This window comes from Chelatococcus caeni, from assembly GCF_014196925.1.
In the GTDB taxonomy this organism is placed as follows: Bacteria; Pseudomonadota; Alphaproteobacteria; order Rhizobiales; family Beijerinckiaceae; genus Chelatococcus_A; species Chelatococcus_A caeni.
Genome location: NZ_JACIEN010000011.1, coordinates 25,503 through 39,667, shown reverse-complemented (window position 1 = coordinate 39,667; position 14,165 = coordinate 25,503). Strand labels below are relative to the sequence as shown.

Genomic DNA, 14,165 nt, shown 5'->3' with positions numbered 1-14,165 from the left:
CATCGATGGGTGAAGCCGCGTCTTTCGCGCTCACGCCGCCATCTGCTGACCGGTCCAGCGGGCCCGGCCGAGGATGGTGTCGTAGTGCGGCAGCATCCGGCCGTGCGCCCTGGCGGGCATCAGCCCTTCGCCGACGACGACGAAGCCGAGCTTCTGCTGCACCTTGAGCGAGGCCTCGTTGCCGGCGAACAGGCCGGAGGAGATGTGCACCGCCCGGCTGTCGGCGAAATAGGCGTCCACCACGGCGCCCGCCGCTTCCGGCATCAGGCCCTGGCCCCAATGCTCCTCCCCCAGCCAGTAGCCGAGGTTCATGGCGCCGTTGCGCGGGGCGATGCCGACGAGCCCGATCGGCTCGTCCGCCTTCGTCACCGTGTAGAGCGCGGCGCGGCCGGCGGCCCGGTCCTCGGCGCTCTTTTCGATGTGGGCGGCGATGTCGTCCGCAGACACCGGCCATGGCACCTGCGACAGCCAGCGCACGACCGGCCAGGTCATCTGCCGGTGCAGGGCCGGCACGTCTTCGCGGCGCGGGACCCGCAGGGACAGGCGTTCGGTACTGAGCGTATCCGGCATCATGGCTCTCCTCCGGACAGGGCGGGGGAAGGTTCTGCACCTGACACGAGGCAGGCTGCATCAGCTGTGCGCTCGCGCACAGCAAGGCCGACGAAAAGCGGGTTGGTCCAGCCCTTGAGGCTCTCCCAGATGCGCCGCTCGAGCCTGAGGTGGTCGACCGGGAACACGCCGCCGCGCGCGGGGAACGGCAGCAGGCCCGCCCCGTCGGCGTGGAAGCCGCACTTCTCGAGGACCCGCCGCGAGGCCGGGTTGACGACGCGCACGCTCGCGACGATGGCGCGTGCCTCGCTGTGCGTGAAGGCCGTGTCGACGAGCGCCCTGACCGCCTCCGTGGCGAAGCCGCAGCCCCAGAAGGGCGTGCCCAGCCAGTAGCCGATTTCCGGCTCGCCGGCAGCCGACCGGCGCAGGCTGATGGCGCCCATCAGCTCGCATCTCCTGCCGCGCGGCGCGAGGGCGAGCGTCAGCGCCTTGCCGTCGGCATTGGCGCGACGGGCCTCGTAGATGAAGCCTTCGGCCGTGCCGGGCGGATAGGGATGGGGGATTTGCGCCGTCATCTCCGCGACGGCTTTGTCACCCGCGAGGCGCTCGACAGCTCGGGCGTCGGCGAGACGCGGCCAGCGCAGCTCGAGCCGGGCGGTCTCGATCACGAAGGCGTCGTCGATGATCTCGCGGGTAAACATAGTCTCGCTCCGATCCTTGTGGCCCGTGCCGCCTCCCGCGGCCGGTGCCAGAAACGACGAAGGGGAGATGGCATCCCATCTCCCCTGTCGCATGGATCGGAAGCATTCATCTGGAGCTTCGATCCGCCGGTTCGTGGGATGCCGGCGGTAGCTCCTTCGTCTCAGCTGCCGCCGTTTACTCTGCCGCCTCGATGGCGGGTACAACCGACACGTAAGCTCGGCCGAGTTTCGTGCCGAAAGCCACGCGACCTTCCGTGAGCGCAAAGAGGGTATGGTCCTTGCCCATGCCGACGTTCACGCCCGGGTGGACGCGCGTGCCGCGTTGGCGCACGATGATGTTGCCGGCAACGACGGACTGACCGCCGAACTTCTTCACGCCGAGACGGCGGCCGTCGGAATCGCGGCCGTTACGCGAAGAGCCGCCTGCCTTTTTGTGTGCCATGTTCGTTACTCCCGAATACTGTCAGAGGGTGGCAGCGTTGCCGCGCCGCGCCTCAGAGATCCTCACCCGACTTCAGCTCGGCCTGATCGACCTTGGCGCGCGGGGGCTTGCCGGCGAGGAGCTCCTTCGCCTGCTCGATCCACTCGTCGCGCGCGATGCGGCCGCGCAGGTTGAGCTCTTCGTCGTACTTCGCGACGTCCGCCTCGCTCCAGGCGGCGATCTGCTCCCAGGAGGTGACGCCGGCGGCGCGCAGCTTCTTCTCGATCGTCGGGCCGACGCCCGCGATCAGCGAGAGGTTGCTGCTGTCGCGCGCCTCGGCGGCGGCCGGGGCAGCGGTTTCCTTGGCGGCCTTCGCCGGCTTGGCGGCGGCCTTCTTGCCCGACGGCTTGGCGCCGCCGGTCAGAATCTCGGTGATGCGCACGACCGACAGGTCGTGCCGGTAGCCGCGCTTGCGCTTCGAATTCTGGCGGCGACGCTTCTTGAAGGCGATGACCTTGGGGCCGCGCGCCTGCTCGACGAGCTCGCCCGCGACGAGGGCACCGGCAACCGACGGCGCACCCACTTCCACCTTGTCACCGTCGACGAGCATCAGCACACTGTCGAAGGTCACGACATCGCCCGCCTCGGCGACGAGCCTGTCGATCTTGATCACGTCGTTGGCGGCAACCTTGTACTGCTTGCCGCCGGTCTTGATGACTGCGAACATCTTTTGTCCTCGTGTTCGTCTCCCGGCTCTCGGCGGAAAACCGCCCGGCCGGCTTCTTGTCAGCCTGTTCCGGCTTGTTACGCACGCCCCGTCACGACCGCCGCCGCTTCGTCGTGCGAAGGGCGACACCGAAAGAGAGGCGCGCGACTCGAAAAAGCGCGGACCTGCCGCGCCAGAGCGTTTCGATACATGCCAGGGCCGCATCTGTCAACGAAAACGGCCGCCCGGCGGCATATTTTCGGGGCGGGGCGGAGCGCTTCAGAACAGCTTGCGGTAGACGAGGAACCCGGAGCGTTCCGCGATCCTGTCGTAGAGTTGCATCGCGGTCGTGTTCGTCTCGTGGGTCTGCCAATAGACGCGCGGCGCGCCGGCCTGGCGGGCGCACTCATAGACACTCGCGATGAGGGCGCGGCCCACCCCCTTGCCGCGCGCCGCCGCATCCGTGAACAGGTCCTGCAGATAGCAGCTCGGCGCGATCGCCGTCGTGCTGCGATGGAAGAGATAATGGGCGAGCCCGAGGAGCCGCCCGCCGTCTTCGGCGACGATGGCGTGCACCGGCTCATAGGCATCGAAGAAGCGCATCCACGTGGTGCGCGTGACCTCGGGCGCGAGGGCGGTCTCGCCGGAACGTCCGTAGAAGGCGTTGTAACCGTCCCACAGGGGACGCCACCGGTCGTAATCGTCCGCCGTGACGGGGCGGATGCGGATGGAATCGGGCACGGGAAGAAACCCTCGATGGTCGGGCGGTCACCATGCCGCGGGCGCCGGCTCCTGTCACGAATTCCGGCGCCGCCGGCCTAAAACGGGCCGCAGGGATCTTTATTCACAGGGACGGCTTGATCTTCGCCCGGTTGCGCGTATATGAACGGCCCGCCATCAAGGAGAGGTGGCAGAGTGGTTGAATGCACCGCACTCGAAATGCGGCATAGGCGCAAGTCTATCGGGGGTTCGAATCCCTCCCTCTCCGCCATTGCACATTGATTTTATTTAGTTTTTTCGAATTTTGAGAAAGCTACTAACGATCTACTACAGCAAATCGGGCGGTAGGATCGGGGCTTTTTGCCCACACTTGGCGGCTCACGCAGCCGGTGCGATCACGCGGGCGTGAACGACGGGAATGGCTCGCAAGGGGCGCATGAAGCCTGTATCCTTCGCCGAAAGTGCGGGCTGAACAAGATAGCGGGCTTAACGACACGCGATGAACCCTACGCAAAATTTGGACAGCCCTACGGATCGTGTCAAAGCTCTATCGGTCGCCGAACTTCTGGTCCTTCATGCGCAGATTGGCGAGGAACTACGCGACAGGGGCGTTGTGCGCAGCGCCAATAATCCGACTGGCGACCTTGCCGAATATCTGTTTTGCCACGCCTTCGGATGGCAGCAAGCGCCAAACTCCGAACGTGGATACGATGCAACCGGGGCGGATGGCACGCGGTATCAAATCAAGGGACGGCGCATTCATCGGCGCAACAAGTCCCGCCAGCTTTCCGCGATTCGTGACATAAACGGCGGACACTTCGACGTGCTGGCGGGCGTTCTTTTCGATGACGACTTCAACGTGATGAAGGCGGCGTTGATCCCGATTGCATTCGTGATCGAACGATCCACCTTCATAGCTCATACCAACAGCAACAAGTTCATGCTGCGGGATGACGTTTGGAACGCCCCCGGCGTCCGTGACGTAACTGCCGAAATTGCAGCGGCCATGCCTTAACAATCATCCGACCTGAAAATGCGGGGAACGCCCCTTCGGCGTATTCGAGCATAAAAAGCCCGCCAGCTTTGCGGGCTGGCGGGCAAGGAACGGCGTGCCCGATCATGGGCAGGAACGACACGCCGCTATCGGCCGGGCGAGGCAGTGCCAACCACAACGCCCCGGCCAATCTCAAATCATTCCTTCCATCCCAAACGGTGCGCCGGAACTGTTCGCCCGTGGTTGTGTGTGGGCATGGTGCCGGGAAGGCCATTCGCTTCGTCAATGCGGCGGGAAACTTCGTCGGGTTCCTCGCGGAACAAGCGTTCGCTTCCATCCTTGAACGTGACGAAGCTGCCGCCTTCCGTGGCGCGATCAACAAAGCGGATGCGGGCAGCATTCACGGTAACGCTGTTGCCGTCTTCGTCGGTCAGTGTGATTGGGGGCATCATGCGGCCCCCAATTCGACGCGACTGTTGGCTTGGTCCGCAATCGCGGGCGTGTAGAACGCGGCGTTGATTTCGCGAGTGGTCTTGTCGTAGCGCGAGGCGACGGCTTCGATTTCGACGCCTTCGTTCACCAAGGCAAAGGCTTCGGGAACGAAGTGTTCGGTCATATCAAGCCGCAGTTTGGCTTGAAGGTCTGGCGCAAGCCCGGTCAAATAGTGCGGGCTATGATAGATGACCGACGCAAGTATCTGGTCTTCCTTCGCCAGCGACAGCACCTTGCCCAATCCGGTTTCGGATTTGACTTGCTCGCGAAGCCAAGTGCGGACTTCGCTTTCAATATGGCTATAGCCGGGCTGCGGTGCGAAGAAGTGATCCGCCTTCGCCTGCCCATCGCTTTGCAGGATCGCAGCGCGGGCTTTCAGGGCTTCGGCCGTGTCGCCGATAGCTTTGATGGTCCGTTGCGCCAGTTCCTTCGCCGCAGCGTGCTTCGCGACTTCGGTTCGGGTTGCGTCCTTCGCAAGAGCAACGACGCTTTCGGCATTGGCGCGAACCCGAACATGCAGCGACGTGAGTTCGTGCGCTACGGAGGGGAACCGCTTCGGATCGCCAAAGCGCGCCTTCAATCCGGCTTCGACGCGAAGCATGGTCAGCGTATTTGCGGCCTTTTCGGAGTTCACAAGGTATTGGCTCACGGCAGCGCCCTTTCTTTCTCTCTGGCTTCGCTCACAAGTTTGATTTGCTGTTCGCGCAACGCTTCTTCCCATTGCGCATCCTCGCCCCAAGTCGGAACGATCATCACGCCTACGCCGCTTGGTATCTTCGACAACATTCGGCCGGACAGTTGGTCAACGAACACGACGCGGTTCGCCGTCGTTGCCTTCGCCGTCCTGTCTTCAAGCTTCTTCAAGCGGAATGCGAGCATTCGGGTCATATCCGCCCTTCCAATGCTTCAAGCCGCTTTTCGAGTTCGCCGCCTTCAATGAGACGGCCGATAAGCATGAGGATGTTCGCCAATCGCGCGGCGTCCTGAACGTCCAACGTTTCGGAGCGAGCCATGCGATAGAGCTTCGCCATTTCTCTACGAACATCGGCAATGGTATCGAGCTTCGCACGCACGCGACGTTCGCCGGGGGGAGCGTCGTTTTCTTCGACAGTTGTGATGCTTGCGCGTGCCATTGAGTGCCAAAATCAGCCAATTAAACCGTGTTTATTGACCGATAAGACTGCACAAGAACTTCCGTCAATCGCCAATTTTAAGCAAAGACAAATATAGATTCATGTAGATCGAAGTATTTTTCTTGCGGTATGCGAAACATGATCTTGAGCGCGGAAGCGGCCGTTATGCCCACACTTCGGCGTGGCTTGACGAACCGTTAGCTGACGGCAAAACTTGCGGGAAAGTTCGATGGGGCGACGACGGATGGATGCAATCCTTGAATATTTGAAAACGAATCCCGCAGTTACAGCCGCAATAATCGCGTTTATTGGCGTGATCGTCAGCGCCTTCGTTGCAAACATGGTGTCGAAGCGATCAACGTTCATAACGGCCGTGACGGCTGAACGCTCAAAATGGATCGACAAACTTCGCAGCAACATCGCTGATTTACTTGGCGTTTGTGGAGCAATACACATGGCAATGCCCGACATAAAGAGCGACAAGGCTTTGGAGAGGCGTCAAACTGCGGATCGGCTCATTGCCCTTATCACCTTGCAGTTAAATCCGAACGACAAGAGCGGCATCGACCAGAACTTGATAAAGCTTCTTCCAGAGCTAGTGAAAAGTTCGGAGAAAGACGACAATAGCTATCGCGTGTTCGAAGAACGCTTCGTCCGCCACGCCCAATTTCTTCTGAAAGAGGAATGGGAAAAGGTGAAGTCCGAAGCGAAGGGCACAACGTTGGCTTGGCTCACGGGTTCGGGCTGTAAGCGGTGGAAGCGTGCGAAGGCATATCAAGAATTTTGTTCGGCGGAGAAGCAGTCCGCCAACTTAAACTGATTTCACTATGAAAATTCGCTCAAAGTCCGATCTACTAACTTCCTACTTCCATTGTGCGCTACGGTGCGAGAATTCGCTGAATCCTTCGAAGCACTCGAATACTTTGCTTGTCAGGCGATAGACGAATGAAGACATAGGGCCGTAGAGCCTCTAGGAAGGCCGTAGAAGCCCCTTCCGCCTCGTCGGGTAGTCCGGCCTATCCCGCAGCGGCCTTGCCCCGTGGCGGGCTGGATTTCAGGGCGTGGCGGGGCTGTTGCTGCGGGCACCGGCCTTCAAGGCGATTGCGAGCGGCGAAGGCGTGACCGTGGCGCGAGGCGACAGCGTGATTTGCGGCTCCCATGTGTCCGGCGGCAAGATCGCAAGTCCGACGCGATACAGCGCCATGACTTCGCGATGCTTGTGGAAGCTGCGGCCATAGGCTTCGCTATCCGCTTGCTTGACGTATTCGAGTTCATCAAGGAATCGGCCGAAAGTCCGCATCGGATGTTCAACGATTTGCACGGCCGGTTCGGCAAGGTCCGTGTAGTAGCTCGCAGGGAACAGTTCGTTCCGTTCTTCGCGAAGGCGATGAAGCACGATCCGGCGAAGCGATCCCATGTCGTGCATGAAGGCTTCGACAATCCCATTCTCATAGGCTTCGGGATGCGTATGCGTGCGATACATGCCGTGATATTCGAGCCGGTCTTTGACAGCACGACGCAAGCCCGCCTCCACAATGCCCACATGGGTAGCCTCTAGCCGAAGGTCGCGGGATACGGCGATGATCGAATTCGCAACGCGCCAAAGAAACAACGCCGTTTTGTCGTTGCCAAATCCCGACAATAATGCGTCTTCAAGTTTCGTCGTCATCTTTACGAAGTCGTTCTTCCAATCCTTGTTCATTGGTTCGTTCCTTTGCTGCAATCACAACTACGTCGTTGGCGAGCGGGACATTTCTATTTTTCAAATCGCCGTCGTTTCGTGCAGCGGGACATAGGGTATATATCGTAGATATATATAACCCCTATATGTCCCGTTACTGCACCGGGACATGTCCCGGTTTTGTCCCGTATGTCCCGCCCCCTGAAAACAGCCCTTCGGCCGTTGTTTCGTTGCCAACTGCGGCGGGGTTCGTGAATGTTTCGCAGACCTTATTAAGCTCGCCTTCGACCGATATACGTCTTGCGTTGGCAAGATCATTTCGCACACGCTGAAAGGCTTTCTTCCTCGCATCTTGGCTATCTGCGGGCATAGTCCGATAGAAGGCTTCCCGCCAATGGTCCGTGTGAACGCCGATTAGCTTGCCCGAAAAATCGCGCTGGCCGTGATCCTTCGCGGCCTGCCAAAAAGCGTCCATGCCGCGTTGCTGACTACGGGGCAGCGGTTTCATCTGGATTGTGGGCAACGAATTGTCGGGAACGGCGACACAAGACGTAATCGCATCGCCGTCTTCGTCTTCGCCAATTTCAACGACGCTCAAGCGGAAGCGGTGTTCGTCGCCGTCTACGCCGTCCCTGGCTTTGTCGGTCTTCCAAGTTCGAACTTCGTTGTCACGTTCGACCAAGATACCGGCGTCCAACGCGGCGAACAGGCTCGAATGACCGCGAAGCCCTTTCGCGCCGTCCTTGCCAGTATGGGCAACAAGAACAACAAGACCGCCGATCAACCGTTGAAGCATCTTCGCGCCTTCGATTACTGCGCCCATGTCCTTGCCGCTGTTTTCGTCAATGTCCGGCGCGGCGCGGTTCAGCGTGTCGATAAAGACGACGCAACCCTTCGGGCACATGGCGGCAAGGTCCGTCACGTTCTGCGCATCGGTTAAACGGAAGGGTTGCAGCAAGAAGCCCAATCCATTCGGCATTGCGCGGCCGTTGTGGCGCTGCCATGCCTCTACGCGACCACGGTAGCCGTCTTCGCCTTCAAGTCCGATATAGAGAACGTCGGCGTGCTTCGTAGCGTGGTCGAAGACCGGCGAACCTTCGGCGATAGCTGCGGCAAAGGCCAACGACAAAAACGACTTACCCGAACCCGAAGGGCCGTAGATCGCGGCAACACCTTCGGCGGGCAACACGCTCTTGATGCGCCAGCGCAACGGGGGCCGGACTTGCACGGCTGCGGCGGACAGCACGACGAAGGGTTGTTTCTTGGCGGCTTCGGCAGCTAGATCGTCTAGCAGGGCTTGCAGGGTATCCGGGTCATGCCGCGCCCGATCCCATTCCCTTTCCGCCTTGATCCGTCCATAGGGCTTCGCCCATTCAAGATATGCTTTGCGGTAGCCTTCGGGGCCGCGCTTGAGCGACCGCGCGACCGCTCGCACTGCATGTTCGTTGTCCGGTTTGATATGTGCGAGAACTTCCACCAACCGCGCTTGCCGTTTTTCGTCCGGCGACGGCCCTTCAAACCCAAAATCCGGCGCTGGCATCACTCCCGAATTGGCCGAAAAATTTGTCATTCACCTTGCGCCCCGTGAGTATATTGTTAGTAGGTTTCATTCGGCCGTGAAATTCGTTGAATATTCAACTTGGTACGGCGGATGATACGTCCGCCTTGACCCTTCAAACGCGACGTTGGCGGGCAGCAACGAGTTCGGCGACAAGCACTTTAATTTGGTCGGGCGTCTTACCGGCGATACGGGCGTTGATGACGGCCGTAACTTCGTCCATCGGCCAAGCGGCGAACTTCGCGCCAAGCTTCACCGGGCGAGGGAAAAGACCATCGGCCATGTGGGCATAGAGCGTCGGCCGCTTGGCACCGTAGGCGGACAACACGTCGGGAAGGCGAATGAGTGTAGACATGAATAGACCCCTTAGCGTCTTGATGATGCTAGGAGGCTAAGGCCGCGCGCCGTGCAAAAACTAATGGAATTCTTGCACCCCTTATCAGGCTATTTGCCTTCGAAATCTCGCGGCCGAACGCGGATGTTTCCCACATGCTTGTGAGCTTCTTTAAGTTCGCCGCGAGCGTCTTGAATGCGGGATTTGGCCGTGTTCTTCGCTACGCCGTAAGCTTCGGCAATTGCGGATCGAAGTCCGGTTTCTTCTTCCTTGTCGCCGTGAACTACGACGGCCAATGCAACGTCGCCCTTGTGAATTGGCTTCCGTGGCGCGCCTGTCACGACGCCCAATCCAAGACCTTCTTTAAGGGCGTTTACCTGTTCGCCCCGTTCAGCCTTCGCCACTCTTTCAAACGCTACGGCAAGATACGTCGCCAGCTTCGCCGGAAGGGCTTCGCCACGGCGCAGATATTCCGCCGCAACCGCTAGAAGCTTGGGGGCGGCTTCCGGGTCTATCCCGGCAGTATCAAGAAGGCGTTGAAGGTCGGCCATCAAACCGCCTCGCGAAACGCGATGACATTGTTCGGACGCTCGCCCCGGCAAGCCGCGCCCCATGCCACCATAAGAGCGCGACGGCGCTCAAGCATGTCACTACGACGATAGGCGCGTTCGACTTCGCTGCCCACAGTATGCGCGAGCGCGATTTCGGCCATGTCGCGGGCAACGCCCGTTTCCGCCGCCCAATCGCGGAAGGTGCTGCGCAGGCCGTGCGGGACCGCAGGACGGCCGGAACGCGGGTCAACCCATCCCTTGCGGTCCTGCGCCGTTTCGGCTTCCTGCATCCGCCGCATGACGGCCGACAGCGACATATCAGACAGCGCGCCGCCCCGCGCGGCCGGGAACACATAGGGGCTTCCTTCAACCCGTGGCAGCGCCTTCAACAGCGCCAAGGCGTCGGGCGTCAGCGGAACGCGATGTTCGCGCTTGGCCTTCATCCGATTGGCCGGGATGGTCCACAATCCCGATTCCATGTCGAATTCGTCCCAAGTCGCGCCGCGAACTTCGCCCGACCGTGACGCGCACAAGGTCAAGAATTCGAGCGCCCGCGCCGACATGCCTTCGCGCTTGCGCAGTTCGGCGAACCATCCGGGTAAGTCCGACAAGGACAGCGCCGGTTGATTGTCCTTCGCAGCAACGGCGCTTGGCTTCGGCAACAGTTCCTTCAAATTGCCCGTCCAACGGGCCGGGTTATCGCCAGTGCGAAAGCCTGCGACCGTTGCCCAAGATAAGACAGCTTCGATACGGCCGCGAAGGCGCGAAGCGGTTTCGGTCTTTTCGGCCCAAATCGGTTCCAAGACGCGAAGCACGTCCGGCATGGCAATGTGGGCAACGTTCATCTTGCCCAAGACAGGCGCGGCATAGGTATCAAGCGTGCTTCGCCATTGCTTGCGGTGCTTTTCGTTCCTGAACTCGCCGTCCTTCTTGGCGAGATATTTATCAATGGCGTCGTTGAACGAGATCGTATTCGCGGCGTCGATAGCGGCTTTCAATCGGGCGGCGTTTCGTTCCTCGATAGGGTCTTTGCCTTCGGCTACGACCTTGCGCAAATCGGCAGCTTTCGCCCTTGCTTCGGCCAAGCTCAAGGTATGGATCGGCCCAATGCCCATGCCGCGTGTCCGGCCGTTGAGCGTGAACTTGAAAACCCATGATTTCGTGCTGTCGAACCGGCTGACTTGGAGATACAGCCCGCCGCCGTCGCTGTAATGCCCCGGTTCCGTTTTGGTTCTGACTTCGGCCGCTGAAAGCCGATGGATACCCCTTGCCATGCCTTGCCCCTACTCACGTTCTACTAACAAAAATTGGCAGAATGTGAGAGACAAATCAAGAGTCGTACAGAAAAATTATGCTCCTAAGTCATTGAGATAGAAGGGCTATGATAGACACTCTTGGAATGATGGAGACAAGGCGATGGCGGCCTCCCTCTCCGCCACTTCAGTCCCTGAGTGGGCACTGAGTTTACGCCGTTTTTTCCGATAAGCGCCTGTAGCAGCCGGGACTTCGATCCCATAATACGAACCTCGCCGTCCGCGACCTCGACCCGCTGCGCCAGTGCGCGAAGATGGTCGCGGCGGTAACCACCGCCTTCGAGGCGGAGGCGCTGGCGAGCGGCTTTGGCGAAGGTGCGGACCATTTGCGTCGTGATGGCCTTGGCGCCGGAGTTGTCGAGCATGGCCTGGGCGCGCTCGGCGTCGGCCTTCGCTTGGTCCCTGATAGCCTTGAGACCCTCGATCCGATCCTTGAGCGCCGGATCGTCGATGTCGGCCACGCCCGCCTCGATGGCGTCGTAGAGGCGTTTCAGGCGCAGTTCCGATTCGGCAGCGCGCTTGTTCAATTCGGCGATATGCTCGCGGCGGCGCTCGGATTGCTCTTGCCTGCGGTCAAGCACACTGGCGAGGATGGTTTCAAGCCGCTCGGGCTGGAGAAGCTCACCTTCAAGATGGCTGGCGACAAGATCGTCCAACTTGTCCATAGGCACGGCCATGCCCTCACAGGCGGTCGGACCCTGCCGGGCTTTCATCGAGCAAGCATAGTAGCGGTAACGCCCGCCCTTGCCGGTACGGATGGTCATGGCCCCGCCGCACTTGGCGCAATGGATCAGGCCGGTCAGCATGGTCGGGCCGCTAATGACGGCGGATGGCATGACCTTGGGGTTGCGGGCCTTGAGCAATGCCTGCACCGCGTCGAACGTCTCGCGGTCGATGATCGGCGGGACCGGAACCGTCACGATCTCGCTGACGGGTTTCAGCTCCTTGGTCTTGCTGCGCTTGTTGAACTCATGCTCGCCCATATAGGTGCGGCGCGTCAGGATGCGATGAACCTGCCCGATGCCCCAGCGCCCGCCGTCGCGGGTGAAGATGCGGCGGCTGTTGAGATAGGAGACGATGTTCTTGACGCCCATCTGGCCGGTCGTGCCGTCGCCTTCCAGCGCCAGGCGATAGATCAGCCGCACCGTGTCGGCGTGGAGCGGGTCGATTTCCAACTTCTTCTTGGTCTTGGCTCCGCGCTGCTCGGCCGCGACGACACGGTATCCGATAGGAGGAAGCGAGCCGTTCCAGAAGCCTTGGCGGGCGTTCTCCTTCAAGGCCCGCATGACGTGCTTGGCGTTTTCCTTGGACTGGTATTCGTCAAACAGCGCCATGATCTGCCGCATCATCTGATGCACCGGATCGTCACCGATCTCCTGCGTGATCGACAGCAGCTTGACGCCGTTCTTCGCCAGCTTCCTGACGTAGAACTCCATATCAAAGGCGTCGCGGAAGAAGCGGCTGAACGAGTGGACGATCACCACGTCGAACGGCGCGGGCTTGGACGTGCCCGCCTCGATCATGCGCTGGAACTCTGGCCGGCGGTCGTTGGTCGCCGAAGCGCCCGGCTCCACGTAGGTTTCGACAAGCTGATAGCCGCGTGAGGCGCAATAGGCTTCGCCCTGCCGCTTCTGGTCAGGGATCGAGACATCATGCTCGGCCTGTCGCGCCGTCGAGACGCGCAGGTAGAGGGCGGCGCGCAGGGGGATTGTGGAAGCGGTCATGCCTGGTCTCCTTCGGCAGCCACCTCGTCAGGCAACAACACGGCGACACCGAATGGCAGGAAATGCTTCGTGTTGCGGGTCACGATGACGAGTTCATGCGCCGCGGCGATGCCGGCGATCACGGCATCGGCCATGCCGGGGTCGTGACCGGCCGCAAGCGCCTTCGCTTCCAGCCGCCCGCCGATTGCGGCGGCCTGCGCGTCGAAGCCAATGATCTTGTCATCGTATGTGGATACAAGGCCACTGAGCCATGCTTTCAGGCTCGCGGCCTTCGCCGTTGCCCCCTTGTGATCAAGGAGCGCGATTCCCTTCTCGATCTCATGAATGGAGACAACCGACAGGAATAACCGGCCGTCGCCGTCCATGCGATCCAGCCAGGTGAGGAAGTCAGCGGATGCTTCCGACTTCGACGGCGCCAGCATGGAGACGACGTTGGTGTCGAGAAGAAAACCGCTCAAAGCTCGACATCCCGCGATGGCTTGCGGTTGCGCGTGAATTCTCCGCCTGGGAACGTCCTGAGATAGCTGACAAGGCCCGCCCGTTTGCGTTCGAGCGCCTTGCGCGCGATCTCCGCCGCCTCGACCGAAACCAAAGCCGCGACGGGTTTGCCATGACGGGTGATGGTCACGATCTCTCCTTTGACAGCCTCATCAACAAGGCTGGAAAATCCAGCCTTGGCGTCTCTGAGGTTGATGGTCAGCATGTTGCGCCCTCCATATGTAGCCATATGTGACTACATGTAATCTATTGAAGGGCGGATTTCAACGCCGATTTCAAATCTCCGAGGTGTCAGCCCTCGGGGCCGAACAGGTCATCGAACAGGTCTCCGAACCATTGCTCGAACACCTCGATCTCGGCCTCTGTGACCGGAACGGGATGGGGCCAGTCGTCGGTGACGGTCCAGTTGGACAGGTCATGTTTGGGCGGTCTGCCGGGGAACGGCCACGGATAGCCCAACAGCGTCTCAAGCTGCTCCGTTGCCGTGGGCGGCCTGACGCGCCGGGAGCGGGACCGCGCGCCGCGATCAGACGCCATCGAGGTCGCGCCCGCTTCCGGGCCGCCACGCTACGGGATTGGCGACCCATCGGTTAATGTCGGATTCCTTCCAGCCCGCGCCGTTGACGCTGATCTTGATCTGGGGCGGGAACGTGCCCTCGGCGATCTTGCGATAGATGGTGGACCGGGATAGGCCGGTCCGGGCGAGGACGGTTTTCAGGCGGACGATACGGTCTGATGCGAGCATGGCTGCGCTGCCTCCTGCTGGCTATTTCTGACGATTGCAGAGACC

Annotated in this window: 21 protein-coding genes and 1 tRNA gene; 3 read left to right on the top strand and 19 right to left on the bottom strand. The window is 60.8% G+C overall.

Annotation, left to right across the window (positions count from 1 at the left end; translation table 11 throughout):
- Window positions 1-30: 30 nt before the first annotated feature.
- From GGR16_RS25205 to GGR16_RS25185, 5 genes are all read right to left on the bottom strand, one after another.
- A complete protein-coding gene (locus GGR16_RS25205; protein ID WP_157672216.1) occupies window positions 31-570 on the bottom strand; it encodes a GNAT family N-acetyltransferase in 540 nt (179 codons plus the stop codon).
- Window positions 570-1,250 carry a GNAT family N-acetyltransferase gene (locus GGR16_RS25200; RefSeq protein ID WP_183318879.1) on the bottom strand — a complete coding sequence of 227 codons (681 nt, stop codon included), beginning with the start codon at window positions 1,248-1,250 and terminating at the stop codon, window positions 570-572. Before GGR16_RS25200 ends, GGR16_RS25205 begins: the two co-directional genes overlap by 1 nt.
- Before the next feature lie 175 nt (window positions 1,251-1,425).
- Entirely contained in the window at window positions 1,426-1,692 is a 267-nt protein-coding gene (gene rpmA, locus GGR16_RS25195) for a 50S ribosomal protein L27 (RefSeq protein ID WP_019401044.1), read from the bottom strand.
- Between the two features lie 52 nt (window positions 1,693-1,744).
- On the bottom strand, window positions 1,745-2,398 hold the full coding sequence (locus GGR16_RS25190; RefSeq protein ID WP_019401043.1) for a 50S ribosomal protein L21: 654 nt from the start codon (window positions 2,396-2,398) through the stop codon (window positions 1,745-1,747).
- Between the two features lie 258 nt (window positions 2,399-2,656).
- Window positions 2,657-3,118, bottom strand: a complete 462-nt coding sequence (locus tag GGR16_RS25185) for a GNAT family N-acetyltransferase (RefSeq protein ID WP_183318878.1) — start codon at window positions 3,116-3,118, stop codon at window positions 2,657-2,659.
- Window positions 3,119-3,278: 160 nt separating this feature from the next.
- On the opposite strand from GGR16_RS25185, the gene GGR16_RS25180 reads away from it, so the two are divergent.
- Both GGR16_RS25180 and GGR16_RS25175 read left to right on the top strand, forming a co-directional pair.
- Window positions 3,279-3,368 (top strand) — tRNA-Ser (locus GGR16_RS25180).
- Between the two features lie 228 nt (window positions 3,369-3,596).
- Window positions 3,597-4,112: a hypothetical protein gene (locus GGR16_RS25175; RefSeq protein WP_183318876.1), complete on the top strand. Its 516-nt coding sequence runs from the start codon at window positions 3,597-3,599 to the stop codon at window positions 4,110-4,112.
- Window positions 4,113-4,288: 176 nt separating this feature from the next.
- Here GGR16_RS25175 and GGR16_RS25170 read toward each other — a convergent pair whose 3' ends face one another.
- From GGR16_RS25170 to GGR16_RS25155, 4 genes are read right to left on the bottom strand one after another with little or no spacing between them, the layout of a single operon-like run.
- Window positions 4,289-4,543 carry a hypothetical protein gene (locus GGR16_RS25170; protein WP_183318874.1) on the bottom strand — a complete coding sequence of 85 codons (255 nt, stop codon included), beginning with the start codon at window positions 4,541-4,543 and terminating at the stop codon, window positions 4,289-4,291.
- Complete coding sequence (locus tag GGR16_RS25165) at window positions 4,540-5,232, bottom strand: hypothetical protein (RefSeq protein WP_183318873.1); 693 nt, start codon at window positions 5,230-5,232, stop codon at window positions 4,540-4,542. The genes GGR16_RS25170 and GGR16_RS25165 overlap by 4 nt, the downstream gene beginning before the upstream one ends.
- Entirely contained in the window at window positions 5,229-5,462 is a 234-nt protein-coding gene (locus GGR16_RS25160; protein ID WP_183318871.1) for a hypothetical protein, read from the bottom strand. The genes GGR16_RS25165 and GGR16_RS25160 overlap by 4 nt, the downstream gene beginning before the upstream one ends.
- Before the next feature lie 5 nt (window positions 5,463-5,467).
- Window positions 5,468-5,716: a hypothetical protein gene (locus GGR16_RS25155; protein WP_183318869.1), complete on the bottom strand. Its 249-nt coding sequence runs from the start codon at window positions 5,714-5,716 to the stop codon at window positions 5,468-5,470.
- 244 nt (window positions 5,717-5,960) lie between these two features.
- Here GGR16_RS25155 and GGR16_RS25150 point away from each other — a divergent pair, with 244 nt between their 5' ends.
- On the top strand, window positions 5,961-6,536 hold the full coding sequence (locus GGR16_RS25150) for a hypothetical protein (RefSeq protein ID WP_183318867.1): 576 nt from the start codon (window positions 5,961-5,963) through the stop codon (window positions 6,534-6,536).
- A gap of 234 nt (window positions 6,537-6,770) precedes the next feature.
- On the opposite strand, the gene GGR16_RS25145 is transcribed toward GGR16_RS25150, so the two are convergent.
- From GGR16_RS25145 to GGR16_RS25100, 10 genes are all read right to left on the bottom strand, one after another.
- On the bottom strand, window positions 6,771-7,418 hold the full coding sequence (locus tag GGR16_RS25145) for a hypothetical protein (RefSeq protein ID WP_183318865.1): 648 nt from the start codon (window positions 7,416-7,418) through the stop codon (window positions 6,771-6,773).
- Window positions 7,419-7,551: 133 nt separating this feature from the next.
- Window positions 7,552-8,967, bottom strand: coding sequence for an AAA family ATPase (locus GGR16_RS25140; RefSeq protein WP_183318863.1), 1,416 nt, complete (start codon window positions 8,965-8,967; stop codon window positions 7,552-7,554).
- Between the two features lie 103 nt (window positions 8,968-9,070).
- Window positions 9,071-9,310: a helix-turn-helix transcriptional regulator gene (locus tag GGR16_RS25135; protein ID WP_183318861.1), complete on the bottom strand. Its 240-nt coding sequence runs from the start codon at window positions 9,308-9,310 to the stop codon at window positions 9,071-9,073.
- 89 nt (window positions 9,311-9,399) lie between these two features.
- Window positions 9,400-9,840, bottom strand: a complete 441-nt coding sequence (locus GGR16_RS25130; protein WP_183318859.1) for a hypothetical protein — start codon at window positions 9,838-9,840, stop codon at window positions 9,400-9,402.
- Window positions 9,840-11,114 (bottom strand): tyrosine-type recombinase/integrase, encoded by a 1,275-nt coding sequence (locus tag GGR16_RS25125; RefSeq protein WP_183318857.1) that lies wholly within the window; start codon window positions 11,112-11,114, stop codon window positions 9,840-9,842. Before GGR16_RS25125 ends, GGR16_RS25130 begins: the two co-directional genes overlap by 1 nt.
- Window positions 11,115-11,197: 83 nt before the next feature.
- Window positions 11,198-12,877: a recombinase family protein gene (locus GGR16_RS25120; protein ID WP_183318855.1), complete on the bottom strand. Its 1,680-nt coding sequence runs from the start codon at window positions 12,875-12,877 to the stop codon at window positions 11,198-11,200.
- The gene (locus GGR16_RS25115; RefSeq protein WP_183318853.1) at window positions 12,874-13,335 is read right to left on the bottom strand and encodes a type II toxin-antitoxin system VapC family toxin; all 462 of its coding nucleotides are present in this window, start codon (window positions 13,333-13,335) and stop codon (window positions 12,874-12,876) included. The genes GGR16_RS25120 and GGR16_RS25115 overlap by 4 nt, the downstream gene beginning before the upstream one ends.
- Window positions 13,332-13,580, bottom strand: coding sequence for a type II toxin-antitoxin system Phd/YefM family antitoxin (locus tag GGR16_RS25110; RefSeq protein WP_054308812.1), 249 nt, complete (start codon window positions 13,578-13,580; stop codon window positions 13,332-13,334). The genes GGR16_RS25115 and GGR16_RS25110 overlap by 4 nt, the downstream gene beginning before the upstream one ends.
- An 86-nt stretch (window positions 13,581-13,666) precedes the next feature.
- Window positions 13,667-13,912 carry a hypothetical protein gene (locus tag GGR16_RS25105; RefSeq protein WP_183318911.1) on the bottom strand — a complete coding sequence of 82 codons (246 nt, stop codon included), beginning with the start codon at window positions 13,910-13,912 and terminating at the stop codon, window positions 13,667-13,669.
- The gene (locus tag GGR16_RS25100; protein ID WP_159602163.1) at window positions 13,902-14,120 is read right to left on the bottom strand and encodes a helix-turn-helix transcriptional regulator; all 219 of its coding nucleotides are present in this window, start codon (window positions 14,118-14,120) and stop codon (window positions 13,902-13,904) included. Before GGR16_RS25100 ends, GGR16_RS25105 begins: the two co-directional genes overlap by 11 nt.
- Between the last annotated feature and the right edge of the window lie 45 nt (window positions 14,121-14,165).

Excerpts from the sequence above, each read along its gene's own strand:
- GGR16_RS25205 (WP_157672216.1), bottom strand. The coding sequence starts at position 570 with ATGCCGGATACGCTCAGTACCGAACGCCTGTCCCTGCGGGTCCCGCGC.
- GGR16_RS25200 (WP_183318879.1), bottom strand. The coding sequence starts at position 1,250 with ATGTTTACCCGCGAGATCATCGACGACGCCTTCGTGATCGAGACCGCC.
- rpmA (WP_019401044.1), bottom strand. The coding sequence starts at position 1,692 with ATGGCACACAAAAAGGCAGGCGGCTCTTCGCGTAACGGCCGCGATTCC.
- GGR16_RS25190 (WP_019401043.1), bottom strand. The coding sequence starts at position 2,398 with ATGTTCGCAGTCATCAAGACCGGCGGCAAGCAGTACAAGGTTGCCGCC.
- GGR16_RS25175 (WP_183318876.1), top strand. The coding sequence starts at position 3,597 with ATGAACCCTACGCAAAATTTGGACAGCCCTACGGATCGTGTCAAAGCT.
- GGR16_RS25170 (WP_183318874.1), bottom strand. The coding sequence starts at position 4,543 with ATGATGCCCCCAATCACACTGACCGACGAAGACGGCAACAGCGTTACC.
- GGR16_RS25160 (WP_183318871.1), bottom strand. The coding sequence starts at position 5,462 with ATGCTCGCATTCCGCTTGAAGAAGCTTGAAGACAGGACGGCGAAGGCA.
- GGR16_RS25155 (WP_183318869.1), bottom strand. The coding sequence starts at position 5,716 with ATGGCACGCGCAAGCATCACAACTGTCGAAGAAAACGACGCTCCCCCC.
- GGR16_RS25150 (WP_183318867.1), top strand. The coding sequence starts at position 5,961 with ATGGATGCAATCCTTGAATATTTGAAAACGAATCCCGCAGTTACAGCC.
- GGR16_RS25145 (WP_183318865.1), bottom strand. The coding sequence starts at position 7,418 with ATGAACAAGGATTGGAAGAACGACTTCGTAAAGATGACGACGAAACTT.
- GGR16_RS25140 (WP_183318863.1), bottom strand. The coding sequence starts at position 8,967 with ATGACAAATTTTTCGGCCAATTCGGGAGTGATGCCAGCGCCGGATTTT.
- GGR16_RS25135 (WP_183318861.1), bottom strand. The coding sequence starts at position 9,310 with ATGTCTACACTCATTCGCCTTCCCGACGTGTTGTCCGCCTACGGTGCC.
- GGR16_RS25130 (WP_183318859.1), bottom strand. The coding sequence starts at position 9,840 with ATGGCCGACCTTCAACGCCTTCTTGATACTGCCGGGATAGACCCGGAA.
- GGR16_RS25125 (WP_183318857.1), bottom strand. The coding sequence starts at position 11,114 with ATGGCAAGGGGTATCCATCGGCTTTCAGCGGCCGAAGTCAGAACCAAA.
- GGR16_RS25120 (WP_183318855.1), bottom strand. The coding sequence starts at position 12,877 with ATGACCGCTTCCACAATCCCCCTGCGCGCCGCCCTCTACCTGCGCGTC.
- GGR16_RS25110 (WP_054308812.1), bottom strand. The coding sequence starts at position 13,580 with ATGCTGACCATCAACCTCAGAGACGCCAAGGCTGGATTTTCCAGCCTT.
- GGR16_RS25105 (WP_183318911.1), bottom strand. The coding sequence starts at position 13,912 with ATGGCGTCTGATCGCGGCGCGCGGTCCCGCTCCCGGCGCGTCAGGCCG.
- GGR16_RS25100 (WP_159602163.1), bottom strand. The coding sequence starts at position 14,120 with ATGCTCGCATCAGACCGTATCGTCCGCCTGAAAACCGTCCTCGCCCGG.